This is a genomic window from Pseudomonas baetica (assembly GCF_051216495.1).
GTDB lineage: Bacteria > Pseudomonadota > Gammaproteobacteria > Pseudomonadales > Pseudomonadaceae > Aquipseudomonas > Aquipseudomonas baetica_B.
In genome coordinates this window covers 40134-63579 of the sequence record NZ_JBPKAM010000029.1, presented here as the reverse complement: position 1 = coordinate 63579, position 23446 = coordinate 40134, and the positions used below count along the sequence as shown (strand labels likewise).

22 protein-coding genes and 1 tRNA gene are annotated in these 23446 nt (G+C 56.1%); 7 read left to right on the top strand and 16 right to left on the bottom strand.

Annotated features, from left to right (window positions below; genetic code table 11):
* Positions 1 to 668: 668 nt before the first annotated feature.
* Entirely contained in the window at positions 669 to 1913 is a 1245-nt protein-coding gene (locus ACSFE6_RS13090; RefSeq protein WP_435427995.1) for an MFS transporter, read from the bottom strand.
* An 89-nt stretch (positions 1914 to 2002) separates the two neighbouring features.
* Positions 2003 to 2680 carry an RraA family protein gene (locus ACSFE6_RS13085; RefSeq protein WP_435427994.1) on the bottom strand — a complete coding sequence of 226 codons (678 nt, stop codon included), beginning with the start codon at positions 2678 to 2680 and terminating at the stop codon, positions 2003 to 2005.
* A 231-nt stretch (positions 2681 to 2911) separates the two neighbouring features.
* Between ACSFE6_RS13085 and ACSFE6_RS13080 the strand changes: the two genes are divergently transcribed.
* Both ACSFE6_RS13080 and ACSFE6_RS13075 read left to right on the top strand, forming a co-directional pair.
* Positions 2912 to 3889 carry a hydroxyacid dehydrogenase gene (locus tag ACSFE6_RS13080; protein ID WP_435427993.1) on the top strand — a complete coding sequence of 326 codons (978 nt, stop codon included), beginning with the start codon at positions 2912 to 2914 and terminating at the stop codon, positions 3887 to 3889.
* Between the two features lie 84 nt (positions 3890 to 3973).
* The gene (locus tag ACSFE6_RS13075; protein WP_435427992.1) at positions 3974 to 5296 is read left to right on the top strand and encodes an MFS transporter; all 1323 of its coding nucleotides are present in this window, start codon (positions 3974 to 3976) and stop codon (positions 5294 to 5296) included.
* Positions 5297 to 5404: 108 nt separating this feature from the next.
* Here ACSFE6_RS13075 and ACSFE6_RS13070 read toward each other — a convergent pair whose 3' ends face one another.
* The 3 genes from ACSFE6_RS13070 to ACSFE6_RS13060 all read right to left on the bottom strand — a co-directional run bounded on the left by ACSFE6_RS13070 (position 5405) and on the right by ACSFE6_RS13060 (position 9667).
* On the bottom strand, positions 5405 to 6136 hold the full coding sequence (locus ACSFE6_RS13070) for an IclR family transcriptional regulator (RefSeq protein WP_435427999.1): 732 nt from the start codon (positions 6134 to 6136) through the stop codon (positions 5405 to 5407).
* Positions 6137 to 6517: 381 nt separating this feature from the next.
* Positions 6518 to 8161 (bottom strand): acetolactate synthase large subunit, encoded by a 1644-nt coding sequence (locus ACSFE6_RS13065; protein ID WP_435427991.1) that lies wholly within the window; start codon positions 8159 to 8161, stop codon positions 6518 to 6520.
* 207 nt (positions 8162 to 8368) lie between these two features.
* Positions 8369 to 9667 (bottom strand): OprD family porin, encoded by a 1299-nt coding sequence (locus tag ACSFE6_RS13060; protein ID WP_435427998.1) that lies wholly within the window; start codon positions 9665 to 9667, stop codon positions 8369 to 8371.
* A gap of 240 nt (positions 9668 to 9907) precedes the next feature.
* Here ACSFE6_RS13060 and ACSFE6_RS13055 point away from each other — a divergent pair, with 240 nt between their 5' ends.
* The 3 genes from ACSFE6_RS13055 (at position 9908) to ACSFE6_RS13045 (ending at position 13416) form a co-directional block, all read left to right on the top strand.
* Positions 9908 to 10828, top strand: coding sequence for an SMP-30/gluconolactonase/LRE family protein (locus tag ACSFE6_RS13055; protein WP_435427990.1), 921 nt, complete (start codon positions 9908 to 9910; stop codon positions 10826 to 10828).
* A 48-nt stretch (positions 10829 to 10876) separates the two neighbouring features.
* Positions 10877 to 12217 (top strand): MFS transporter, encoded by a 1341-nt coding sequence (locus ACSFE6_RS13050; RefSeq protein WP_435427989.1) that lies wholly within the window; start codon positions 10877 to 10879, stop codon positions 12215 to 12217.
* Positions 12218 to 12312: 95 nt separating this feature from the next.
* Entirely contained in the window at positions 12313 to 13416 is a 1104-nt protein-coding gene (locus ACSFE6_RS13045; protein WP_435427988.1) for a GlxA family transcriptional regulator, read from the top strand.
* 410 nt (positions 13417 to 13826) lie between these two features.
* Here ACSFE6_RS13045 and ACSFE6_RS13040 read toward each other — a convergent pair.
* The 9 genes from ACSFE6_RS13040 to thrS form a co-directional block, all read right to left on the bottom strand.
* A tRNA-Pro gene (locus ACSFE6_RS13040) sits at positions 13827 to 13903 on the bottom strand.
* Between the two features lie 90 nt (positions 13904 to 13993).
* Positions 13994 to 14350 (bottom strand): MerR family transcriptional regulator, encoded by a 357-nt coding sequence (locus ACSFE6_RS13035; RefSeq protein WP_003179985.1) that lies wholly within the window; start codon positions 14348 to 14350, stop codon positions 13994 to 13996.
* Positions 14331 to 14633, bottom strand: a complete 303-nt coding sequence (gene ihfA, locus ACSFE6_RS13030; protein WP_002553164.1) for an integration host factor subunit alpha — start codon at positions 14631 to 14633, stop codon at positions 14331 to 14333. Before ihfA ends, ACSFE6_RS13035 begins: the two co-directional genes overlap by 20 nt.
* A 3-nt stretch (positions 14634 to 14636) precedes the next feature.
* Positions 14637 to 17018 carry a phenylalanine--tRNA ligase subunit beta gene (gene pheT, locus ACSFE6_RS13025; protein WP_435427987.1) on the bottom strand — a complete coding sequence of 794 codons (2382 nt, stop codon included), beginning with the start codon at positions 17016 to 17018 and terminating at the stop codon, positions 14637 to 14639.
* A 26-nt stretch (positions 17019 to 17044) separates the two neighbouring features.
* The gene (gene pheS / locus ACSFE6_RS13020; protein WP_110967418.1) at positions 17045 to 18061 is read right to left on the bottom strand and encodes a phenylalanine--tRNA ligase subunit alpha; all 1017 of its coding nucleotides are present in this window, start codon (positions 18059 to 18061) and stop codon (positions 17045 to 17047) included.
* Positions 18062 to 18170: 109 nt separating this feature from the next.
* Positions 18171 to 18527, bottom strand: coding sequence for a 50S ribosomal protein L20 (rplT, locus tag ACSFE6_RS13015; protein WP_007905879.1), 357 nt, complete (start codon positions 18525 to 18527; stop codon positions 18171 to 18173).
* A 28-nt stretch (positions 18528 to 18555) separates the two neighbouring features.
* A complete protein-coding gene (gene rpmI / locus ACSFE6_RS13010) occupies positions 18556 to 18750 on the bottom strand; it encodes a 50S ribosomal protein L35 (RefSeq protein ID WP_002553160.1) in 195 nt (64 codons plus the stop codon).
* A 60-nt stretch (positions 18751 to 18810) separates the two neighbouring features.
* Positions 18811 to 19362, bottom strand: a complete 552-nt coding sequence (gene infC / locus ACSFE6_RS13005; RefSeq protein WP_175377598.1) for a translation initiation factor IF-3 — start codon at positions 19360 to 19362, stop codon at positions 18811 to 18813.
* Entirely contained in the window at positions 19362 to 21284 is a 1923-nt protein-coding gene (thrS, locus tag ACSFE6_RS13000) for a threonine--tRNA ligase (RefSeq protein WP_435427986.1), read from the bottom strand. Before thrS ends, infC begins: the two co-directional genes overlap by 1 nt.
* 375 nt (positions 21285 to 21659) lie before the next feature.
* Here thrS and ACSFE6_RS12995 point away from each other — a divergent pair, with 375 nt between their 5' ends.
* Together ACSFE6_RS12995 and ACSFE6_RS12990 are read left to right on the top strand one after the other, a co-directional pair.
* The gene (locus tag ACSFE6_RS12995; protein WP_435427985.1) at positions 21660 to 21962 is read left to right on the top strand and encodes a hypothetical protein; all 303 of its coding nucleotides are present in this window, start codon (positions 21660 to 21662) and stop codon (positions 21960 to 21962) included.
* Between the two features lie 291 nt (positions 21963 to 22253).
* A complete protein-coding gene (locus tag ACSFE6_RS12990; RefSeq protein WP_003179963.1) occupies positions 22254 to 22466 on the top strand; it encodes a cold-shock protein in 213 nt (70 codons plus the stop codon).
* 71 nt (positions 22467 to 22537) lie between these two features.
* Here ACSFE6_RS12990 and ACSFE6_RS12985 read toward each other — a convergent pair whose 3' ends face one another.
* Entirely contained in the window at positions 22538 to 22858 is a 321-nt protein-coding gene (locus ACSFE6_RS12985) for an I78 family peptidase inhibitor (RefSeq protein ID WP_435427984.1), read from the bottom strand.
* A gap of 167 nt (positions 22859 to 23025) precedes the next feature.
* On the bottom strand, positions 23026 to 23331 hold the full coding sequence (locus ACSFE6_RS12980) for a hypothetical protein (RefSeq protein WP_435427983.1): 306 nt from the start codon (positions 23329 to 23331) through the stop codon (positions 23026 to 23028).
* Between the last annotated feature and the right edge of the window lie 115 nt (positions 23332 to 23446).

Genomic DNA, 23446 nt, shown 5'->3' with positions numbered 1-23446 from the left:
ACTAACTGAGCAGCAAAGGTCAACGAAGAGCCGAAAAACCACTCGATGTGGTGAGTAGATTCTTCGGTGGTGATCGTGCGTGAGTTCAGGCGAGCCGAAAATCCGACTTTTTCAACAGAATCGGCCAGAAGCGGTCCTTCGAATGTGTCTACGGAACCAGGACCGATTCACAGTGTACCCATTTCTTTTTTAATTCCCGTTGCCGTCACAGCACATACCCATAGGCTATGGCTTTAGTGAGCTGCGAAGCATTGCTCAAGTCGAGTAAGCGTTTTTGAATTTGAATTGGGGGGAAATAGCCTGGAAGCCACCGACGATGTTTACCAGATTCTGAGGGAGGCAAAAGTCCTTGCTCTGCGTTATTACCACCTTACTGGTAAGCCATTGGGTATTACTGGTGAGGTCGCGGAATATGAGGCAGCTCGAATCCTCAATCTCGAATTGGTGCTTGCAAGGCAAGCCGGGTATGACGCGACGGAAACACGGGGCGGGTTGACTCGCAGGATCCAAATCAAGGGTAGGTATTACTCCAATCCTCGAATGCGAAACGGTCGGGTGGGCTCGATCGGCCAGAAGCAGTCATTCAGGACTCGTCGATCTGAGTCCATTAGACCAGATGTTCGGTTCGATTCTGAGGAGGAGCGGCAACGTACTAATGGTCGCGATGGTTAGCGATTAAGTGATCGATGTTTCAGATAGCGTCTACCGATACTCAGGATCAGATACAGAAGCAACATGCATCCTGCGATACCGAGAGTCGCAGGCGCTCCGAATCGTGCTGCGATCAACCCCGCCAGCATCCCCCCTACAGCTTCAAATCCGAATCGCATGGCGATGTAGAACGCGACTACTCGACCACGTAGCGAGCCGGGTGCGCCGCTTTGCAACTGCATATTAGTGCTCACGTTGCTCATCGTGATGCCGAAGCCAAGCAACACCAATCCAGATAATGCCATCGGCAAGTTTGCGGCAAAGAACACGCCCAGCAGTGCGAAGCCGCAGACAAGCGCTCCGCCATCGGTGAAGTACCGCAAACGAGACAGCGATCCACTGAAGGCTAAAATCAGGGTTGCCACGAAGGCACCCGCACCGGCGGCGCCCCATAACCAGCCGAGAATTCGAGCATCACCGGCATACACCGTCTTTGCGAGAATAGGCAACAGCGCCGCATAGCAGGACGCCAGCAGGTTGACCATGATCACGCTGACCATCAACTGCCGGACACTCACTGTTCGCCAGAGGTAGGCCACCCCTTCTCGAAAAACCTGAGAGGTCGAACCGGTTGCTTTGGGTGAGGCCGACGCCTTTACCCTGATCAAGCCCAGCATGAGACCCATATAGGCAAAGGCAGTCAGAAGGAAACAGCCCGCTTCGCTTGTCAGCGCTATCAAGGTGCCCGCCAGGGGCGGTCCGATAAAACGCGCAGCATTGATCAACATTGCATTGAGCACCAATGCATTGGGCAAGTCCGCCGGGTCGTCGACAAAGCTACCAATCAGCGCCTGGCGCAACGGTGTCTCCACCGCATTGAGCAGTCCCAGTAGAAGCGCCATACCGGCGATGGACGTACCGTCTATCCAACCCAATTGAGTGATCAAGGCAAGTGTGAGTGACTGGAAAATCAGCATCACTTGCACCCCAATCAGCAACCGTCGTTTGTCATGACGATCGATCCAGGCACCCGCGAGCGGCCCGATGAGAAGTTGCGGTGCAAGGGAGAAAAAGGTAATGAGTCCCAACAGAACGGCTGAGCCAGTCAAATGATAGGCCAGCCAGGCAAGAGCGACCTGTTGAACCCATTTGCCCAGGGTAGAGATGCCCTGGCCGACGAAATAGATCTGGAAGTTACGATTGGCAAGTGCCCGGACGGGAGCAGGCCAACGTGCAGAACGAGAAGTGTATGGATTGGACAAGAATGAGCTTCCTTAAAAGGCCTAGCCATTCCTGATCGATCCATTGTCTACCGCGCACCGTGGAGTTTGATGCGCGGTAGTGTCCTGGATCAGAGTGGCAGCAGGCAGCCTTTCGCTTTCAAAGATTCCAACACCCAGGAACGGTCGTTTTTGCCCTGGGCGATGTGTTCCATCTGTTTTTGCTCAGCGGTGTATTTGGCCGTGGCACGGTCATAGACCTCGGCGACATTGTCAAACGGCACGCACAGCAAGCCATCGTCATCGCCAATGACCAGATCGCCTGGTTCGATAACCATACCATCAATGGCAATCGGTACGTTGATCTCGCCTGGCCCGTCCTTGTAGGGGCCCCGGTGCGATACACCGGCGGCAAACAGCGGGAAATCACCAGCGCCAATGTTGGCGGCATCGCGTATCGCGCCATTGATGACAATACCCGCCACGCCGCGCTTTACCGCGTAAGCAACCATCATTTCGCCGATCAGCGCGTTGGTCAGATCGCCACCGGCATCCACCACAATGACGTCGCCGGGCTCAGCGATGTCGATGGCGTAGTGCAGTATCAGGTTGTCACCCGGACGAGCCTTGACTGTCACTGCCGGGCCTGCGAGCACACCTTCACGGTGCATGGGGCGCAGACGAGAGCCCCCTGCGGTCATGCGATTCATGGAGTCGCTGACGTTGGCTACCGGAAGCTCACGATAACGTGCGACCCATTCTGCGCTGACTTTACGTGCGCGCTGCAGCACCTGAAATCCAATGCTCATGTGACCTACCTCTGTTTGGTTTTGTTCGATGACATCGACTGTCGTCGATGCCTATTTTTAGAATTACATTTCATTTAATCGAACACAACAGGGATTTTATCGCAGAATAGTCAATCAGACGAACGCGAAAAGTAAATTATTGCAACGGCGTTTCATTATGATAGGGTTACATCATCGCAAACGCTGCATTGCGTCAGCGTTTATCTCCACGATAAAAACAAGGTAACCACGATGTCCCTAACCATTCTGCTAACAGGCCCCGAACTCGCTGCGGATGCCATGAGCCTGGCCGTCGCCGAGGGCGTCAGAGTCATCCCAACGACGCCTTATCTGCCCGCCGAGGAATTGGAAGCCATCATTCGAACGGAGCAGCCTGACGCGATCATCGTTCGCCAGGGCCAACTGACCGGGTCGATGATCAAGGCCTCTAAAAACTTGAAAGCGATCGCCAAACATGGCGTTGGCTACAACACCATCGATATCAAGACCGCTGCCGATTGCGGCATTCCGGTCAGCATTGCCGTCGGCGCGAATGCTCAATCGGTAGCCGAACACGCCTTCGCACTGATGTTCAGCGTCGCAAGACAAACCGCGCTGCTGGACGCACGTATGCGAGACGGTCACTGGGATAAGGCCGAAGCGAACGGAATCGAGTTGTCCGGCAAGACGCTCGGTCTGGTAGGTCTGGGGTCGATCGGCAGCATCCTGATGGATCTGGTCGCCCCGCTGCGCATGAAAGTGAAGGTCTATGACCCCTATCTCCAGCAGCTCCCGGAGCGCGATCATGTGGAACGCGAGCAAGACTTTAATCGTCTACTGGCCGAGAGCGATATCATTAGCCTGCACTGCCCGCTGACCGAGTCCAATCACAACCTGATCGGCGCGGCACAGCTCGAACTCATGCGCCCGGGTAGCATCCTGATCAATACCGCTCGTGGCGAACTGATTGATACCCAGGCACTGGTTGAAGCACTGAGCGAACGTAAAATCGCCGGCGCCGGATTGGATACTTTCAATCCCGAGCCTCCACCCGCTGACAGCCCTTTGTGGGGCCTTCCGACGCTCGTGGCGACGCCTCATGTCGGCGCCAATACCTCCGAGGCACGTGATCGTGTAGGTGTTGTCGCGTTGCGACAGATCCTGGATGTCTGCGCAGGCCAGGCACTGGATCCGCGCTGCGTGGTCAACAGGCACCTGCTCGACAACTGATCGCACGATTGCGCGCTCCTTCCACGACGAGAGGGAGCGCTTCTGTAACGCGACACTCCAGAAAAAAAACAATTGGAGAGCCTAATGAATTCGCCAACCAATACCGTCAGTGAACTCGAACGCAGCACGATGCACCGGGTCGCATGGCGCTTACTGCCATTCCTTATCATCTGCTATCTGATCGCGATCATTGATCGCGGCAACATCGGCATGGCCTCGCTGCAAATGAACGCGGATCTGGGCCTGACCGCAAAAGTCTTCGGTTTTGCCAGCAGCCTGTTTTTCTTCGCTTACTTCCTGATGGAAGTTCCCAGTAACCTGGCCATGCAAAAGTTTGGTGCTCGGATCTGGATCGCAAGAATCATGATTACGTGGGGCATCATTTCGGCTGGAACTGCCTTCGTTCAGGGAGTTAACTCTCTGTACGTTATGCGCTTCCTGCTCGGTGCCGCCGAGGCCGGCTTCTTCCCAGGCGTGCTCTTGTACCTCACCTACTGGTTGCCATCGGCCTACCGCGCCCGCATGGTCGCCATCTTCATGGTCGCCATCCCTGCCGCCAACTTCATTGGCTCGCCTTTGTCCGGGCTTCTTTTGAGCCTTGATGGCTGGATGGGAATGCGCGGCTGGCACTGGCTATTCATAATTGAAGGCATTCCAGCAGTACTCCTGGGCATTGCGTGCCTGTTTGTGCTGACGGATCGACCCGAGCATGCCAAGTGGCTTAGCGATGAACAGCGCAACTGGTTGACACAGCGCCTTGCAGAGGAAGCATCGAAGAAAACCGCAATCGGCCATATCTCGCTGTGGAAACTGCTGCGCCACAAGGATATCTGGGTACTTGCACTCATCTATTCGGGAGCATCTGCCGCCGGCAGTACCATGAGCGTCTGGGCCCCGCAGTTACTAAAGACCTTTGGCCTGACATCCATGGAGATTGGCCTGGTCAATGCCATTCCCTACGGCGTCGCTTCGGTGCTGATGATTTTTTGGGGCCGCAGCTCTGATCGCACCGGTGAACGTCGCTGGCATACAGCAATGACCTTGCTGCTTATTGCTGCCGGCCTGCTCATGACCTTGTTTACCTCATCTTTACCGGCCACGATTGTCATGCTGACCATGGTGTTGATCGGAGCGTATTCGATGAAGGGGCCATTCTGGGCACTGGTATCCGGCTGGCTGTCGTCTTCCACCGCTGCGGCAGGACTGGCAGCGATTGGCGCCATGGCCAACCTGATCGGCGGAGGCTTGATGGTCAATGCCTATGGAGCGATTCACGATGCAACCGGCAGCTATGCACTGGCATTGATGCCGCTGGCAACCCTCTGCACGGTTGCCGGACTCATGGTGCTGGTCATCGGGCGCAAACGTCAGCATGAACAAGCTGATCTTGCAGTCAGCGTTAAGTAGAGACGGCCCACCAAAGCACCGATGCCCATTTTCCCTTGATGGAAAATGGGCATCGGTGTTTTGGTACTACAAAAAGAGAGGGTTCTGTTACGTGGCGACAACCTGGTATTACTTGACGGCTTCCAGCTCGCTGCTGACGGGCGTACTGTCCGCCGGCTTGAAGCCCAGGCTTCGCATCAGATCACGTGCCGTATCGAAAAAGATGGCTTTAATGCTGTCTGCGGCCTCTTCAGTCAATCGGCTTGCAGGCCCTGAAATGACCAGTGCTCCCATCAGTTCTTGCTGAGCGCCATAGATAGGCAGGGCCATCGAGGCCGCATGTGGATCCGTTGCACCGCGCGAGTAATAAGGTTTTGCCAGTGCGATGCCTACCTGGAAAGGTGCACGCAGCGCCTGGGCACCAGCGGCTTCGTCCATCGGACGCATATCGCCCGGCTGCAAATTGAGCCGCAGGCTGTGGAAGGAATTCACTCGGTACTGGCACATCCGGTAGGCGCCATGGCGAACGTAGAACGATGCGGTTTCGCCGGACTGTTCGGAAAGGTATTGCAGTCTGGGCATCACATGCCGCTCAAGATCCAGGGCCTCCTGATAAACAGCATTGAGCCTCATGACCTCACTGGCCAATTGATAGCGGCCATCGGCCATTCTATTGATCAGGCCATGATTTTCCAGGGAGACCATCAAGCGCATGACCGTGCTTTTGATCAGCCCGGTACGCTCAACCAGTTCCACCAGGCTCAACGCCGTATCGCCGACTCGAAAAGCCGTGAGCACGGTCAAGACCCGGTCAGCCGAAGCCACACCATTTACCGCTGGACGCGGCCGCGCATTCGCCATCAGAAAAACCTCACCTGTTAGGCCCATTAACAAATCATTGTAAGGGCCGGAAAATCGATTATCCGACAAGGACGATATCCTCGCCATCCTTGTGGTAATAGAACTCGCCACAAGCTGTCGCCATAACCACGTTCAACCCCAAAAAAACCGGACAGGAATGCAAACCACTGCTCCAGATTTTACGGTGCCCGAAAAGCAAAAAACCAGTGAGGTGCGCCATCGCACCACACTGGCAGAGGTTAAAACCGTGACTCACGAACAGACACTGACGCGCAGATACCTGATGGCGAGTCGGCCCTCGATCCCGTACCTTGAGCCCTCACGGCCCGGGCTCGAAGCCTTTGAAGAAAGCACGACGGGTATTCGGTTGCTCGCCATGCATCAAATGGCAGCGCTGCGCTGGCGTAACTCCATGTTCAGGATGCGGTCGTTTTCACTGTAATCAACGGGACAGTCGATCACGTGCACACCTGGCGTTTTAACGCAGTGCTCCAGCAGCGGCAGGAAACCTTCGGCGCTCTCCACGCGATGGCCATTGGCGCCATAGGCTTGTGCGTACTTGACGAAGTCCGGGTTACCGTAGTCCAGGCCGAAGTCGGTGAAGCCCATGTTGGCCTGTTTCCAGCGGATCATGCCGTAGCCATCGTCGCGCAGGATGACCACGGTCAAGTTCATGCTCAGACGAACCGCCGTCTCCAACTCCTGGCTGTTCATCATAAAGCCGCCGTCGCCACACACCGAGATCACCGGAAGTTCCGGGTACACCAGGTGCGCTGCCATGGCGGAAGGCAGCCCTGCCCCCATGGTTGCCAGGGCGTTGTCCAGCAACACGGTGTTGGGCTTATGAGCCTTGTAATTGCGAGCAAACCAGATCTTGTAGATGCCGTTGTCCAGAGCAACGATGCCCTCGGACGGCAACACCCGACGGATGTCAGCCACCAGGCGCTGCGGGTAAACCGGAAAGCGGTTGTCATCCGCGCCTTCAACGATTTGAGCTTCGTTGGCCTCACGGATCGCCATCAAGCGAGTGAAGTCCCAATGGCGGGTGTCATTCAGCGCTTCACCGATCTGCCAGACGGCATTGGCGATGTCACCAATCACTTCAATTTGCGGAAAATACACGGCATCGACTTCCGCAGAACGGAAGTTGATGTGGATGACCTCGGTACCGCCACGAACCATGAAGAATGGCGGCTTCTCGATCACATCGTGGCCGATATTGACAATCAGGTCGGCGGCCTCGATGGCGCGGTGAACGAAGTCTCCCGACGACAATGCGGCGTTGCCAAGGAAGCGCGGGTGACGCTCATCAACCACGCCCTTGCCCATCTGGGTGGTGATGAACGGGATGCCGGTTGCGTCAATCAGCTGCTTCAAAACCTTGGCGGTCATCTTGCGGTTGGCGCCCGCGCCAATGACAAGGATCGGACTGCGAGCGCGCTGCAGCTTCTCGACAGCCGCCTCGACAGCCTTGTGCTCGGCCAAAGGACGGCGATGCAGACTCGGAGGGATCGGCATGCTTTCTGTTTGCTCGGCGGCGATATCCTCCGGCAGCTCCAGATGCACGGCTCCGGGTTTCTCTTCTTCAGCGAGACGAAACGCCTCACGCATCCGCGAAGGGATGTTGTCGGCGGAGGCGAACTGGTGTGTGTACTTGGTGATGGGCGCCATCATGCCGCACACATCAATGATCTGAAAACGGCCTTGCTTGGACTTCTTGATCGGCTTCTGGCCCGTAATCATCATCATCGGCATGCCGCCCAGATAGGCGTAAGCGCTGGCGGTCACCAAATTCGTCGCGCCCGGACCCAAGGTCGAAAGGCTGACGCCGGTCTTGCCCGTGAGGCGGCCGTAGGTGGCGGCCATGAAGCCGGCGGATTGCTCGTGACGCGTCAGCACAAGCTTGATATTCGACTTGCGTAGAGACTCAAGCAGGTCGAGGTTTTCCTCGCCGGGAATGCCGAACACATACTCGACACCTTCATTTTCCAGGCATTGCACAACTACATCGGCGGCTTTGGCCATTTTCTTGTCTCACCTACGCTCAGCGGAAATCCGATCATTGTTGAATGTGTGTGCGCCCCATCCCTGTGAACCCGGTACATCCATGTACCAGCGCATGAATCAGGTCAGGGGAGCGGCCATACAGTGCCTTCACAAACAACAAAATGCAACGTCGTTCTATTTTTTATAGACCGTCGGTTTGCAAGCCGGATAATCCGTCAGCGTGGGTCAGAACAGCGGCAATGTGTAATTGACGATCAGGCGGTTCTGATCTCCGTTGCGCGTCGCCTCGCTGCGCGACATGCCATTGCGCCAGGTGAAGCCCAGATTCTTGAAAGTGCCGCTCTGGATGACGTAATCCAGGGAAATGTCGCGCTCCCACTCGGATTGCTCCACGCCGCTCGAAGTCTGGATGTGATCACCCTTCAGGTACATCACCGTCGCTTTGAGCCCGGGCACGCCGAGCGGAGCGAAGTCATAGGCGTACTGCGCGAACCCTGTGCGCTCCCCGGCACGCGTGAAGTTGAGGAGCATCTTGTCTGTCCATAGATAAAGACTGCTGCCGCCGGCGCCCTTATCGATCGAGCCCTGATTGATCTGCACGAAATTGCTGTCATCGGAAACGTCTTGATAACCCAGGGTCAGCGCATGCCCACCGAGGCGATAGGTGAAGGCTGCGCTCCAGAGATCATTGTCGATCTCGCCGTCGCCATTCGAGGTGTAACCACTGGCGACATACCCCTGGCTACGTCCGGAGGTGGTGCCGTTGGCGCCGTCGGAACGGGTTCTGAAATACCTGAGGTCGGTCGTCAACGAGCCTGAATCGCCAAGACTCCAGCTGTGGTTGAGCCCTGCGAAATGTTGCGTGTAGTAATCCTCCAACTGCCCTCCATAGTACTGCAGCAGCAAAGAGCGGCTGACGCGATAGTCGACGCCACCGTAGTAAAAGCGGTTGCTTTCCTGGGTTCCGCCATTGACCGCAAGCCCCGTGCGATCGGTCGAGGCTCGCCCCTTCGCCCGGTTCAGCGCCCCACCCATGAACGTGAAATTTTCAAGCTCCCGGGATTGCAGCTGCACGCCCTGGAACGTTTGCGGCAGCAGTCGACCATCAGAAGCCACCAGCAGCGGAATCTTTGGCATCAATTGACCATATCGCAGCTCGGTCTGGCTCAACCTCGCCTTGGCAGTCGCGCCGAAGCTACTCCATTCGCTGGCTGCGCTGTCGCCATCGGAAGGGATCATTGTGCTGCCCTGGTGCCGGCCCTTTCCGCTGTCCAACGTAACACCGAGCATGCCCATCGCATCGACGCCGACGCCTATGAGCCCGGGTGTGTAGCCGGAGCGGTAATCAAGGATGAAACCCTGAGCCCACTCCTCCGTTTTTGAAGGCTTGGCTGCCCCATCACGGTTGTCGCTGTTGAAGTACAAATTGCGCATCGACAGATCGGCATGGCTGTCCTTCAAAAAATCAGCCTGGGCAACGGTGCCTGCGAGCCCACAACCAACGGCTGTGGCAATGCGATACATGGAAGTAATTTTCAAACCGGACTCCGCTTTTATTATTTTTGAAACGACATTCCTTTTTTAGATATTCAGAAAATAACCCCCTCCGTCAAGACCAAACCAACACCTAATAAAAATCAGCCTCCCCGGCAAAAAAATATTGTCGCCTTTCGTCGAATCATGATTTATTTTGAAATGACGTTGCATTAAAACGATAAAAACAATCATCGGGTCAAGATTCCCGACTCCCAGCCAGGAGCAGACATGAGCTTTTTTGCCGCCCCACCACCCCTGGAAACAACCGTCTTTACCCGCCTGCCGGATCATTTCCGAAACGCCCGTCCCACGGCCTGGGCGAATGCCAACCGCCAGGGACGCGCGATCGATTCGTTTTTGGAAGGCCCATCCTTTGATCGCGAAGGCCGTCTGTACGTGACGGACATCCCGAACGGACGGATTTTCAGAATCTCGCCTCAAGGCGAATGGGAACTGGTCTGTACCTATGACGGCTGGCCGAACGGCCTGAAGATTCACCAGGACGGGCGAATCTTCATCACGGATTACAAGCGGGGCATCATGGTTCTGGATCCGCAAAGTGGCGAGATTCAGCCATTTCTGGAATCAGCCGGCTCCGAAGGGTTCAAGGGCGTGAACGATCTCGTGTTTGCGCCCAACGGCGATCTGTACTTCACCGACCAGGGCCAGACCGGCCTGCAAGATGCCAGTGGTCGGGTCTACAAACTCGATACCAGCGGAAACCTGACTTGCCTGCTCAACACGATTCCGAGCCCCAACGGGATCGTCTTCGACCCCAAGCTCAATCACCTCCTGGTCGCCGTCACTCGTGCCCAGCAGATCTGGCGAATTCCGCTGGGCAACGGTTCGATCGTCAGCAAAGTCGGAGTGTTCGCGCAATTGCATGGTGGCCTCGGTGGCCCGGATGGTCTTGCCATTGATGCAGACAGCAATCTCTACATTGCCCATACCGGTTTCGGCTCTGTCTGGAAACTATCGAAAGTCGCGGAGCCTCTGCAGCGCATCGTCTCCTGTGCCGGCATCAGCAACACCAATCTGGCCTTCGGTGGCGAGGATGGTCGAACACTGTTCATCACCGAATCCGAGACCGGAAGCATTCTTCAAGTACGCACCTCGACACCGGGATTGGCGATGTACTCCCACAGCTGAATCCCATCCCATCGCAGCGCACACAACAACTACAAAAGAAGTGACGACATGACTAACGACAATCCGACTGGCCTGGCGCCACTCAGTGAAGCCGAGGGCGAACGTTTGATGCGCCGCATACTGTGGCGAATCATTCCCTTCATCTTTATTTGCTACGTCATCAGCTATCTCGATCGAACCAACATCGGTTTTGCCGCTATCAGCATGAACCAGGATCTGGGGCTGACGGCGACGATGTTCGGATGGGCCGCCGGCCTGTTCTTTTTTGGGTATTTCATGTTTGAAATACCCAGCAATCTCCTGATGCAGCGCTTTGGCGCTCGCGTCTGGATAGCCCGCATCATGATCACTTGGGGACTGATCTCCATGGCCACAGCCTTCGCCACTGGCCCGATCAGTTTCAGTATCGCCCGCTTCCTGCTCGGTCTCGCTGAAGCCGGATTTACCCCTGGCGTGTACTTGTACTTTACCTACTGGTTCCCGGGTAAATGGCGAGCCAAGGCGACTGCCGCTTTCCTGCTCGGAATACCGGTGGCCAACATTGTCGGTTCGCCCCTCTCGGGCTGGCTGCTCGAACTGCATGGGGTAATGGGACTGAAAAACTGGCAACTGCTTCTGGTTACCGAAGCAATGCCCGCTGTCTTGCTGGGCATCGCTTGCCTCTTCTTGCTCGTCGACTCTCCGGCAAAGGCCAAGTGGCTGTCCGCTCGCGAGAAGGCATGGTTGAACAATCGCTTGTCCCAGGAACAAAAGGACATCAGTGCTTCCCACGGCAATACCCTGCGTGCTGCACTGACGAATCCGAAGGTCTTCATACTGGCAGCGGTTAATTTCTGCTGCATCGTAGGGTCAATTGGAATCGGAATCTGGCTCCCGCAAATCATCAAAAGCCTGGGTATCGCCAGCAGCACGGTGGGCCTGGTTGTGGCCCTACCCTATCTCGTAGGTGCAATGGCAATGACCTTGTGGGCTCGTTTGGCCAATCGAAGCCGTCAACGCTTGCCTTATGTTGTGGGCGCGTTGGCAATGGCTGCTGCGGGGCTGGTCGCTGCCGCACTGATTGAACACCCAATACTCAAGATTGCCTGCCTCTGCTTAACGGTCGCGAGCATTCTTTCGTTCCAGGCGACGTTCTGGGCAATCCCATCCACCTTCCTCACCGGTCGCGCGGCTGCCGGTGGCCTGGCAATGATTGTCTCGATCGGCAACCTCGGTGGTTTTACCGGCCCCTTCGTCATTGGCCTGATCAAAGATGCCACCCAGAGCTACTCGATGCCTTTCTTCGCAGTGGCGACCATACTAATGGTTGGGACATTTTTGATGGTGTGGCTGGGAGATCCGGCTCGACAAAAGCCAAGGGATCACCAAGTAGCCACTAGCACTGCCTAATCAGGTCAGCACCAGTAGCCCGTCATTTGCAGGATGGGTAATAAAAAGAGCCCGCGCCGAGGGCCACCACTCGCCTAGTGTGAGGAGATTCAACGATGTTAACGAACAAATCCGGGGCTCATCCCCAGAACAGCACGCCACAGTCCATAGGCTTTCTGCTGCTGGATAATTTCACATTGATCTCACTGGCCTCGGCAGTCGAACCGCTGCGCATGGCCAACCAGCTATCGGGACGTGAGTTGTATCGCTGGTCTACCCTGACCGTTGATGGTGGTCAGGTGTGGGCCAGCGACGGTCTGCAAATCACCCCCGACGCTGCCATGCACAAAGCCCCGCCCCTGGATACCGTGATCGTTTGTGGTGGCATCGGTATTCAACGCACTGTTACCCGTGAGCACATTACTTGGCTGCAGAGCCAGGCGCGTCAGTCCAAACGCCTTGGCGCGGTATGCACCGGCAGTTGGGCATTGGCCCTTGCCGGATTGCTTGATGGATTCGATTGCAGCGTGCACTGGGAATGTCTGGCGGCCATGCAGGAAGCCTTCCAGCGAGTCAATTTAAGCACTCGACTGTTCACGCTCGACCGCAACCGTTTCACCAGCTCCGGTGGCACTGCGCCACTGGATATGATGCTGCATCTAATCAGTCGCGATCATGGTCGTGAGCTGTCGGCCGCAATCTCGGAAATGTTCGTCTACGAACGAATCCGCAACGAGCAAGATCACCAGCGTGTGCCACTCAAGCACATGCTCGGCACCAACCAGCCGAAATTGCAGGAAATCGTCGCACTGATGGAAGCCAACCTAGAAGAACCGATTGATCTGGATGAGCTGGCCGTCTACGTTTCGGTGTCGCGCCGTCAACTTGAGCGCCTGTTCCAAAAGTACCTGCATTGCTCGCCATCGCGGTACTACTTGAAGCTTCGCCTGGTTCGCGCACGACAACTGCTCAAGCAGACCCCCATGTCGATCATTGAAGTCGCGTCTATCTGTGGCTTCATATCTACACCACACTTTTCCAAGTGCTACCGCGAATACTATGGAATTCCGCCGCGCGACGAGCGCGTCAGCTCCAACACCGCGAATCACGTAGCGATGATTCCGGTACCAAAATCCCTGATGCTGTCACCCCTGGCCAAGACGATGTCGACACTCTACAGCGCCCGAGACGAATCAACCTTTGCCAGTGTCCGTCTTTAGGACTTGCATCATGCTGACTGCGAAATAGCACTGCATGTGACAAACCATCTGCGTTCGATTTGACTAGGGGTTGCATCGAATTTTGGCATCTCACTTTCCACCAATACACCGGAGAACTGCCAGAAACTGCTACCGAGCGCGGCTCGAAAACATCCACTCGACCGTGCACTACCACGATCGCCACGATCCCGTCGTGGCATCGAACCATACGTGCAGAACCTGCCCGTCCGGAAACGAATTGTTTTTTTTCCATCACTATCGGCAATGGGTCGATTACAGCCCTTTACGACAGGCAGGTACCGGCTAATTGCGACGGTAAATCCACGCAGAGCCAAAGATTTTGTAGGGGTAAAACCGACAAAAAATAAAAAAGGGTCGCGAGATAAAATCTCGCAACCCCTTGAATTATATGGTCGGGACGGAGTGATTCGAACACTCGACCCCTAGCACCCCATGCTAGTGCGCTACCGGACTGCGCTACGCCCCGACTAGGCGTGAAACCTGTTCCTCTTCTCGAGGAACGCTCAAGAATATATCGCAAGCTTTTGAAAACTGGAAGTATTTAAAAGCAGGAATTTTATTTCTTGAGGACCACCAGTACATCTTCCAGCTCAGCAATCATCTGGCGAATCATTTGCTTGTATTGCGTGGTGTCGTCTTTGGCTTCATCACCGGACAAACGCAGACGCGCGCCGCCGATGGTGAACCCTTGATCGTAAAGAAGCGCGCGGATCTGCCGGATCATCAGCACATCCTGGCGCTGATAATACCGGCGGTTTCCGCGGCGTTTGACGGGGTTGAGTTGAGGAAACTCCTGCTCCCAATAGCGCAGTACATGCGGTTTTACCGCACACAGCTCGCTGACTTCACCAATGGTGAAGTAGCGTTTGCCTGGGATGACGGGTAGCTCGTCGTTATGACTTGGTTCCAGCATAAGCCTCAACTCGGGCCTTCAACTTCTGGCCTGGACGAAAGGTGACCACACGGCGAGCCGTGATCGGGATTTCTTCTCCCGTTTTCGGATTGCGGCCAGGCCGCTGGCGTTTGTCCCGAAGGTCGAAATTGCCGAAACCGGACAATTTGACCTGCTCGTTGTCTTCAAGAGCGTGCCTGATTTCCTCGAAAAACAGTTCAACCAATTCCTTGGCTTCCCGCTTGTTCAGGCCCAGCTCTTCATACAGACGTTCCGCCATCTCAGCTTTCGTCAAAGCCCCCATACGTCACTTCCTTAACGTGGCGTCCAACCTTTGTTCGAGCGAGGTGAGGATGTTTTGCGTCGTGGAATTCACCTCATCGTCATTAAGAGTGCGCGATGGATGCTGCCAGGTCAAGCCGACTGCGAGGCTTTTTCTATCAGGATCAATGCCTTTACCCTGATACACGTCAAAGAGCCTGAGGTCTGTCAGCCATTCGCCTGCATTTTCACGGATTACGTCCAGTACAGCCGAGGCCGCAACGTCCTGGTGCGCAATCAGTGCCAGGTCACGACGCACTTCAGGGAAGCGCGATAACTCGTGGAATTTTGGCATTTTGCCCGAAGCGACTTCCGCCAAAACCAGCTCGAACACAAACACTGGACGATCCAGGCCCAGGGTTTTCGACAACTCCGGGTGGATAGCACCGACAAAACCGACCAGACGACCCTCGCGCTCGATGCGAGCGGTTTGACCCGGGTGCAACGCTGGGTGCTTGCCTGGCACGAAAGTGAACGTATCCAGTGCACCGGCGAAGCCCAGCACCGCTTCCACATCGGCCTTGACGTCGAAGAAGTCGACGACATCACGACCTTGCGCCCAACCTTCCGGCAGACGGCTACCGCACACCACACCCGCCAGCATCGGCTCTTGCTTCAAACCTTCGAGCTGACCGACGAAGCGCAGGCCGCTTTCGAACAGACGCACGCGATCCTGCTGACGATTCAGGTTGTGCTGAAGCGCCTTGACCAGGCCTGGCCACAGGGAGGAACGCATGGCAGCCATGTCGTTGGAAATCGGATTGGCCAGCAGCAGCGGCTCGACACCGGGATTAAACAGTTCGAACTGCTTCGGGTCGATGAAGCTATAGGTGATCGCTTCCTGATAACCACGGGCAACCAGCAGACGGCGAAGCTCCGGCAGCTCGCTACGAGCCTCGGCCTTGGCTTGTGGCGCCAGGCGCGCTTGCGGGTAACGTACCGGCAAGCGGTTGTAACCATACAGACGGGCCAGTTCTTCGATCAGATCGACTTCCAGGCTGATGTCGAAGCGATGGCTTGGCACTTCTACGCGCCACTGCCCTGCTCCATCAGCAGAAATCTTCAGACCCAGACCACTGAGCAGACGCTCGACTTCGGCCGAATCCATTTCCATGCCCAGCATCTGGGTGATGCGTTGAGCACGCAGAGTCACCGGAGCAATCGACGGCAGGTGCTGCTCACTGACGGTTTCGATGATCGGGCCGGCTTCGCCACCGGTGATTTCCAGCAGCAGGCCAGTGGCGCGCTCCATGGCTTCACGGGCCAATTGCCAGTCCACGCCACGCTCGTAGCGGTGCGATGCGTCAGTGTGCAGGCCATAGGAACGGGCCTTGCCAGCGACGGCGATCTGATCGAAAAACGCGCTTTCCAGGAAAACATCGCGGGTGGTCGCGGTGTTGACGCCACTGTGCTCGCCACCCATGACGCCGGCGATGGCCAGGGCGCGGGTATGGTCGGCAATCACCAGCGTATCGCTACGCAGGCTGACTTCCTGACCGTCGAGCAGCACCAGCTTCTCGCCCTCTTCGGCCATGCGCACGCGGATGCCGCCATTGATTTCGGCGAGATCGAAGGCATGCAGCGGTTGACCCAGCTCCAGCATGACATAGTTGGTGATGTCGACAGCTGCATCAATGCTGCGTACGTCGGCACGACGCAGGCGCTCGACCATCCACAACGGCGTAGGCTTGGACAAGTCGACGTTACGGATCACGCGCCCCAGGTAACGCGGGCAAGCAGTAGGCGCCAGTACTTCGACCGGACGCACTTCATCGTGCGCGACTGGAACGCTAGCAACCACCGGACGAGTGACCGGGGCGGCATACAGTGCACCGACTTCACGGGCCAGACCTGCCAGGGACAGGCAGTCGCCACGGTTCGGGGTCAGGTCGACCTCGATGATGGCATCGTCCAGATTCAGATATTCACGAATGTCCCGACCCACTGGCGCATCGGCCGGCAGCTCCATCAGACCATCGTTGCCTTCACCCACCTGCAATTCGGCTTGCGAACACAGCATGCCATTGGACTCAACGCCACGCAGCTTGGCTTTCTTGATTTTGAAGTCGCCCGGCAACTCGGCACCGAGGGTGGCGAACGGGATCTTAAGGCCCGGGCGCACGTTTGGCGCGCCGCATACGACCTGGAAAGTCTCCGAGCCATTGCTGACCTGGCAAACGCGCAGCTTATCGGCGTCCGGGTGTTGCTCGGTGCTCAGCACCTCGCCCACGATCACGCCACTGAATACACCGGCGGCCGGCGTAACGCTATCGACCTCAAGACCGGCCATCGACAGACGAGCGACCAGCTCGTCGCGACTTACCTGCGGGCTTACCCAGCCACGCAGCCATTGTTCACTGAATTTCATCCTGCTCTCCTAAGAATTCGTTACGACTAGCGAAATTGCGCGAGGAACCGCAAGTCGTTGTCGAAGAACAGACGCAAGTCGTTCACGCCGTAACGCAGCATGGCCAGACGTTCAACGCCCATGCCGAAGGCAAAGCCCGAAAATTCTTCCGGGTCGATCCCGGACATGCGCAGCACGTTCGGGTGAACCATGCCGCAGCCCATGACTTCCAGCCAACCGGTCTGCTTGCAGACGCGGCAGCCTTTACCGCTGCACATCACGCATTCCATGTCGACTTCAGCGGACGGCTCGGTGAACGGGAAGTACGAAGGGCGGAAACGCACGGCCAGTTCTTTTTCGAAGAACACACGCAGGAACTCTTCGATAGTGCCTTTCAGGTCGGCGAAGTTGATATCGCGATCGACCAGCAGGCCTTCGACCTGGTGAAACATCGGCGAGTGAGTGATATCGGAGTCGCTGCGGTACACACGGCCCGGGCAGACAATGCGGATCGGCGGCTGTTTGGACTCCATGGTGCGAACCTGTACCGGCGAGGTATGGGTACGCAACAGCATGTTTGCATTGAAATAGAAGGTGTCATGCATCGACCGGGCCGGATGATGGCCTGGGATGTTGAGTGCTTCGAAGTTGTGGTAATCGTCTTCGACCTCGGGGCCTTCGGCGATACCGTAGCCGATGCGGGTGAAGAACTGCTCGATACGTTCCAGAGTCCGGGTAACCGGATGCAGACCGCCAGAGGTCTGGCCGCGGCCAGGCAGGGTCACGTCAATGGATTCGGCGGCGAGCTTGGCCGCAAGATCGGCCTCCTCGAACAGCGCCTTGCGCGCATTGAGAACCTCTGTGACACGCTCCTTGGCAACGTTGATCAGCGCGCCGACTTGCGGACGCTCTTCTGCCGGCAAATTCCCCAGGGTCTTCATCACCTGAGTCAATTCACCTTTCTTGCCAAGGTAGTGAACCCGGATTTGCTCCAGGGCATTGATATCTTCAGCGCTTTGCACAGCCTCTAGTGCTTGAGAGACGAGCGCGTCCAGGTTTTCCATGTACAGACTCCAGATACGAAATAGGGGAAGAGCTTGAAGGCTCTTCCCCTATTTATGACGTTTAACACCTGACCCCACAGAGGTGAGGCCGGGTGACTGTCGGGGGTACTTAAGCCAAGGTGGCTTTAGCTTTCTCGACAATCGCAGCAAACGCCGCTTTTTCGTTCACTGCCAGATCAGCCAGAACCTTACGGTCGATCTCGATGGACGCTTTTTTCAGGCCGGCGATGAAACGGCTGTAGGACAGACCGTTGATACGAGCACCAGCGTTGATACGAGCGATCCACAGAGCGCGGAACTGACGTTTTTTCTGACGACGGTCACGGTAGGCGTATTGGCCTGCCTTGATTACCGCTTGCTTGGCAACACGGAATACGCGCGAACGAGCGCCGTAGTAGCCTTTAGCAAGTTTCAGAATTTTTTTGTGACGTTTACGGGCAATGACGCCACGCTTTACACGAGCCATGAGTTACTTCCTCTATTCTTGACTAAAATTAACGAAGGCGCAGCATGCGCTCGACTTTTGCCACGTCAGACGGATGCAGCAAGCTGCTACCGCGCAGTTGACGCTTACGCTTGGTCGACATTTTGGTCAGGATGTGGCTCTTGAAAGCGTGTTTGTGCTTGATGCCGTTAGCAGTTTTCAGAAACCGCTTGGCAGCACCACTTTTGGTTTTCATTTTTGGCATGTTCGGATACTCCGCATTCAGTTGATAAACATAATCAGAAGGCCTGCCGTGCCCTGTTGATTACTTCTTCTTTTTCGGGGCGATGACCATGATCAGCTGGCGTCCTTCCATCTTAGGATGCTGTTCGACCGAACCGTACTCTTGCAAGTCAACTTCGACTCGCTTGAGGAGTTCCATCCCCAGCTCCTGGTGGGCCATCTCACGGCCGCGGAATCGCAAGGATACCTTGGCCCTGTCCCCGTCACTCAGGAAACGTACCAGGTTGCGTAGTTTTACCTGGTAATCCCCTTCCTCCGTCCCTGGACGAAACTTGATTTCTTTTACCTGAATCTGCTTCTGGTTCTTCTTCGCCGCTGCAATCTGCTTCTTCTTTTCGAAGATCGATTTGCCGTAGTCCATCACCCGGCAAACAGGCGGGACTGCGTCAGCGGAGATTTCTACCAGATCAAGCTTGGCTTCTTCAGCGATACGGAGCGCTTCATCAATCGAGACGATGCCAATCTGCTCGCCGTCAGCGCCAATTAACCGAACCTCGCGTGCCGAGATATTCTCGTTGATCGGGGCTTTCGGTGCAGTTCGTTTATCTTGTCTCATATCACGCTTAATAATAATTACTCCGAATCTTGGCGACCACGCCGGGAAACCGCTTGTGCGAGAAACTCGGAGAACTGGGCGACGGGCATCGAGCCCAAGTCAGCACCTTCACGAGTGCGCACAGCGACAGTCTGAGTCTCGACTTCCTTATCTCCAATAACCAAGAGATATGGAACCTTGAGCAAAGTATGCTCGCGGATTTTAAAGCCGATCTTTTCATTTCTCAAGTCAGACTTGGCACGAAACCCGCTTTCGTTGAGAGTTTTTTCGACCTGAGCGACAAAATCTGCCTGTTTATCAGTGATATTCATCACCACAGCCTGAGTCGGCGCCAGCCACGCTGGGAATGCCCCCTCGTAGTGCTCGATCAGAATTCCGACGAAACGCTCGAACGAACCCAGAATCGCCCGGTGCAACATCACCGGGTGCTTGCGGCTGTTGTCTTCGGAGACAAATTCGGCGCCCAGACGGACAGGCAGGTTGAAATCGAGCTGCAAGGTACCACATTGCCACACGCGACCGAGGCAATCTTTCAGCGAGAATTCAATCTTCGGACCGTAGAACGCCCCCTCTCCCGGCTGCAAATCGTACGGCAGGCCCGCACTATCAAGGGCTGCGGCCAGTGCGGCTTCGGCGCGATCCCACAACTCATCGGAACCGACGCGCTTTTCCGGACGAGTGGACAGCTTCATTTCAATGTCTTTGAAGCCGAAGTCGGCGTAGACATCCATGGTCAGCTTGATGAATGCAGCGGATTCAGCCTGCATCTGCTCTTCAGTGCAGAAGATGTGGGCGTCATCCTGAGTGAACGCACGCACGCGCATAATGCCGTGCAACGCGCCCGATGGCTCGTTACGGTGGCAGGCACCGAATTCGGCCAGACGCATCGGCAACTCGCGGTAGCTCTTCAGCCCCTGATTGAACACCTGCACGTGGCAAGGGCAGTTCATGGGCTTGATGGCGTAGTCGCGGTTTTCCGACTGAGTGGTGAACATGTTGTCGGCATAGTTGGCCCAGTGCCCGGATTTCTCCCACAGGCTGCGGTCAACAACCTGGGGCGTCTTGATCTCCAGGTAACCGTTGTCACGCTGCACCTTGCGCATGTACTGCTCAAGCACCTGGTACAGGGTCCAGCCATTCGGGTGCCAGAACACCATGCCCGGCGACTCTTCCTGGGTGTGGAACAGGCCCAGACGTTTGCCGATCTTGCGGTGATCGCGCTTCTCGGCCTCTTCGATGCGCTGGATGTAGGCAGCCAGCTGCTTCTTGTCGGCCCACGCGGTGCCATAAACGCGCTGCAATTGCTCGTTCTTTGCATCACCGCGCCAGTAGGCGCCGGACAACTTGGTCAGCTTGAAGGATTTCAGGAAGCGGGTGTTCGGCACGTGTGGACCGCGGCACATGTCGACATATTCTTCGTGATAGTACAGGCCCATGGCCTGCTCGTTCGGCATGTCCTCGACCAGGCGCAACTTGTAGTCTTCACCGCGGGACTTGAACACTTCGATCACTTCGGCGCGCGGAGTGACTTTCTTGATCACGTCGTAATCTTTTTCGATCAGCTGCTGCATGCGCTGTTCGATGGCAGCCAGATCGTCCGGAGTGAAAGGACGCTCGTAGGCGATGTCGTAATAGAAACCTTCGTCAATCACCGGGCCGATGACCATTTTGGCGGTCGGGTACAGTTGCTTGACCGCGTGCCCCACCAGGTGGGCGCAAGAGTGACGAATGATCTCCAGCCCCTCTTCATCCTTTGGCGTGATGATTTGCAGCGTAGCGTCGCTGTCGATGATGTCGCTGGCATCAGCCAGCTTGCCATTGACCTTGCCGGCCACAGTGGCCTTGGCCAGACCGGCACCAATGGATGCGGCGACCTCGGCAATGGAAACCGGGTGATCGAATGAGCGTTGACTGCCGTCGGGAAGAGTAATAGTTGGCATGGCGCCTCCTCTCCTAGTGGTGACCCCTACCAAAGGTCACGTGGGTTGGGATGAGCCAGTACAAGATCCGATCCAGGCCATTCAATGACGAACGCCTGCCTTACAGCGGCAGGAGCCTTGCGGCCAACCGGAAAACCGAACCAGAGTGACTGGGATTCAAATCAGGATTAATTCGGGCATCTACCGCACACGGGACTGTAGGTCGACCGGTGCCTGCAAGTGCTCGAGCCGGGCATGCTAGCACAGATGAGCGATCGTGGCGCCGCAGCGGTTTTCTGTCGGGGAAAATCCACTGTTTTTATGCCAGAGTGCTGAACTAGATCGGTGCTTTACCCCTCAGATAACAAGACATTGACCCACAAGGAGCATCCCGGCATGCGTCTGAATCGTTTGTTCGCTGTAGTCGCCCCCATCGTCCTGTTGCTGCCGCTGGCCGCCCACGCCGAATGGCCCAAGGGTGAGCGCGAGAAGTACATGGCGCAGTGCACCCAGGCAGCCACCCCGCAGATCGGCGCTGCGGCGGCAAAGGCGCACTGTGCTTGCGGTGCCGATGCGATCAAGTCTTACCCGGCCAAGGACCTTCAGTCCTTGATGGATAACCAGGCTACCCCGGAACTGCGGCAGCAAGCACTGACCCAGATTTCCAAGTGCAAGGCCACTAATCCGGTGAAAAAATAAGCCTGTCAACGCGCTAAAAGGTGCTTTCAGCCGATGAATGGCCTGTGAAAAGTGCTTTTTCCTACGATTTATGCAGGTTTTACAGCTTTTTTTATCGTCTTTACTTTCAGCTGAAAGCCTTTTAAAACGGGGCTTTCAGCCGCATAAGACAACAAAGAATGTGCGACAGTTGGGCAAACAGCGGCCGCGGGGGGCTCCCAAAGCGAACATTTCGACTATGATACCCCGGTGTGCCCAGTTGGCCTGAGCAGCACAGTACTACTGAAAATATATGTTTCTTGGAGATACACCATGTCTAATCGCCAAACCGGCACCGTTAAATGGTTCAACGATGAAAAAGGCTTCGGCTTCATCACTCCTCAAGGTGGCGGTGACGACCTGTTCGTACACTTCAAAGCTATCGAAAGCGACGGTTTCAAAAGCCTGAAAGAAGGCCAAACCGTTTCCTTCGTGGCTGAGAAAGGCCAAAAGGGTATGCAAGCTGCTCAAGTTCGCCCAGAGTAATTTCCAGGCGCACTAAAAAAACCCCGTCCATGTGACGGGGTTTTTTATGGGTAACGCAAAAGCCTGAAGGATCAGCCGCAGTTGACGCGAGTGACGACCCGATTGGCATCGGTATTCAGGTTCAAACGATCGGAGCGATACTCCAGCGTCACCATATCGTTAGGCTGCAGGAATCGCGCATTCTGTGCGCCCGCGCGTTTTCTCGCCTGCTCCAGCAGCTCGGGCGAAGCCTGTTTGCCAATGGTGAATTCGGCCGCTTTGGCCTCACAACGGCTGTGACCTGTGTCAGTCGTCGTTACAGGGTCTGTTGCCGACTCAGTGGTGGCTGTACTGCAACCGGCCAGCAGGGCAGCGCCCAACAAAGTACCCAATGACGCGAGCTTCCAAGGCATGAAGCCTCCTTTTTTCGAGAGTTAAGCTGAGATCGTGCGACCGCCATTCCGGCGATTGGTTTCACAAGGACTATTGGCGACCTGTCCCGTTGCGCAGACAAACGGCAAGTTTGCCTGAGCACCACCCTGCCCTTCATCCTTCAATCGTGACTGAATATGAAAAACGCTCAATAGACGTCAATGTAGTCATAGGCTGGCTTCGGCCAGTTCTGCTTCAACGCATTGAAGATCTGCATGACCCAAACCTCATCACTCGCCGCGACCCGCCCGACATAACCGGACCCCTTGGCCCAGGTTTCCAGACGGAACAGCAATCCATCTATATCGGTGCCGCCCACAACGCCTGATGAAATATAGGCGATGCCACCCTTGGTCACTCGTAATTGCGTGTGCTCATCGTCGCTGGCAGATGCCAGCAGCTGACGTACTGCGTCAAGGGTCAAGCCGTCATGGGTGTTCAAATCAATCTGCACAGCGCAGTCCTTGAAAAGTCATCAAAGGCCAAGTGTCGCATAGCCTCTCACTCATGCCTAAGTCGGAGTGCCAAAGACGCCGCAAAATGGTTAACTCGACGCTCCAGCCCCTCCG

Bases quoted from the DNA above. Each gene is read 5' to 3' on its own strand.
- thrS (WP_435427986.1), bottom strand. From the start codon at position 21,284: ATGCCAACTATTACTCTTCCCGACGGCAGTCAACGCTCATTCGATCAC.
- rpmI (WP_002553160.1), bottom strand. From the start codon at position 18,750: ATGCCAAAAATGAAAACCAAAAGTGGTGCTGCCAAGCGGTTTCTGAAA.
- ihfA (WP_002553164.1), bottom strand. From the start codon at position 14,633: ATGGGGGCTTTGACGAAAGCTGAGATGGCGGAACGTCTGTATGAAGAG.
- ACSFE6_RS13045 (WP_435427988.1), top strand. From the start codon at position 12,313: ATGTTAACGAACAAATCCGGGGCTCATCCCCAGAACAGCACGCCACAG.
- ACSFE6_RS12990 (WP_003179963.1), top strand. From the start codon at position 22,254: ATGTCTAATCGCCAAACCGGCACCGTTAAATGGTTCAACGATGAAAAA.
- ACSFE6_RS13035 (WP_003179985.1), bottom strand. From the start codon at position 14,350: ATGCTGGAACCAAGTCATAACGACGAGCTACCCGTCATCCCAGGCAAA.
- ACSFE6_RS13085 (WP_435427994.1), bottom strand. From the start codon at position 2,680: ATGAGCATTGGATTTCAGGTGCTGCAGCGCGCACGTAAAGTCAGCGCA.
- pheT (WP_435427987.1), bottom strand. From the start codon at position 17,018: ATGAAATTCAGTGAACAATGGCTGCGTGGCTGGGTAAGCCCGCAGGTA.
- ACSFE6_RS12985 (WP_435427984.1), bottom strand. From the start codon at position 22,858: ATGCCTTGGAAGCTCGCGTCATTGGGTACTTTGTTGGGCGCTGCCCTG.
- rplT (WP_007905879.1), bottom strand. From the start codon at position 18,527: ATGGCTCGTGTAAAGCGTGGCGTCATTGCCCGTAAACGTCACAAAAAA.
- ACSFE6_RS13070 (WP_435427999.1), bottom strand. From the start codon at position 6,136: ATGGCGAATGCGCGGCCGCGTCCAGCGGTAAATGGTGTGGCTTCGGCT.
- pheS (WP_110967418.1), bottom strand. From the start codon at position 18,061: ATGGAAAACCTGGACGCGCTCGTCTCTCAAGCACTAGAGGCTGTGCAA.
- ACSFE6_RS13060 (WP_435427998.1), bottom strand. From the start codon at position 9,667: ATGTATCGCATTGCCACAGCCGTTGGTTGTGGGCTCGCAGGCACCGTT.
- ACSFE6_RS13080 (WP_435427993.1), top strand. From the start codon at position 2,912: ATGTCCCTAACCATTCTGCTAACAGGCCCCGAACTCGCTGCGGATGCC.
- ACSFE6_RS13050 (WP_435427989.1), top strand. From the start codon at position 10,877: ATGACTAACGACAATCCGACTGGCCTGGCGCCACTCAGTGAAGCCGAG.
- ACSFE6_RS12995 (WP_435427985.1), top strand. From the start codon at position 21,660: ATGCGTCTGAATCGTTTGTTCGCTGTAGTCGCCCCCATCGTCCTGTTG.
- ACSFE6_RS13075 (WP_435427992.1), top strand. From the start codon at position 3,974: ATGAATTCGCCAACCAATACCGTCAGTGAACTCGAACGCAGCACGATG.
- ACSFE6_RS13055 (WP_435427990.1), top strand. From the start codon at position 9,908: ATGAGCTTTTTTGCCGCCCCACCACCCCTGGAAACAACCGTCTTTACC.
- ACSFE6_RS13065 (WP_435427991.1), bottom strand. From the start codon at position 8,161: ATGGCCAAAGCCGCCGATGTAGTTGTGCAATGCCTGGAAAATGAAGGT.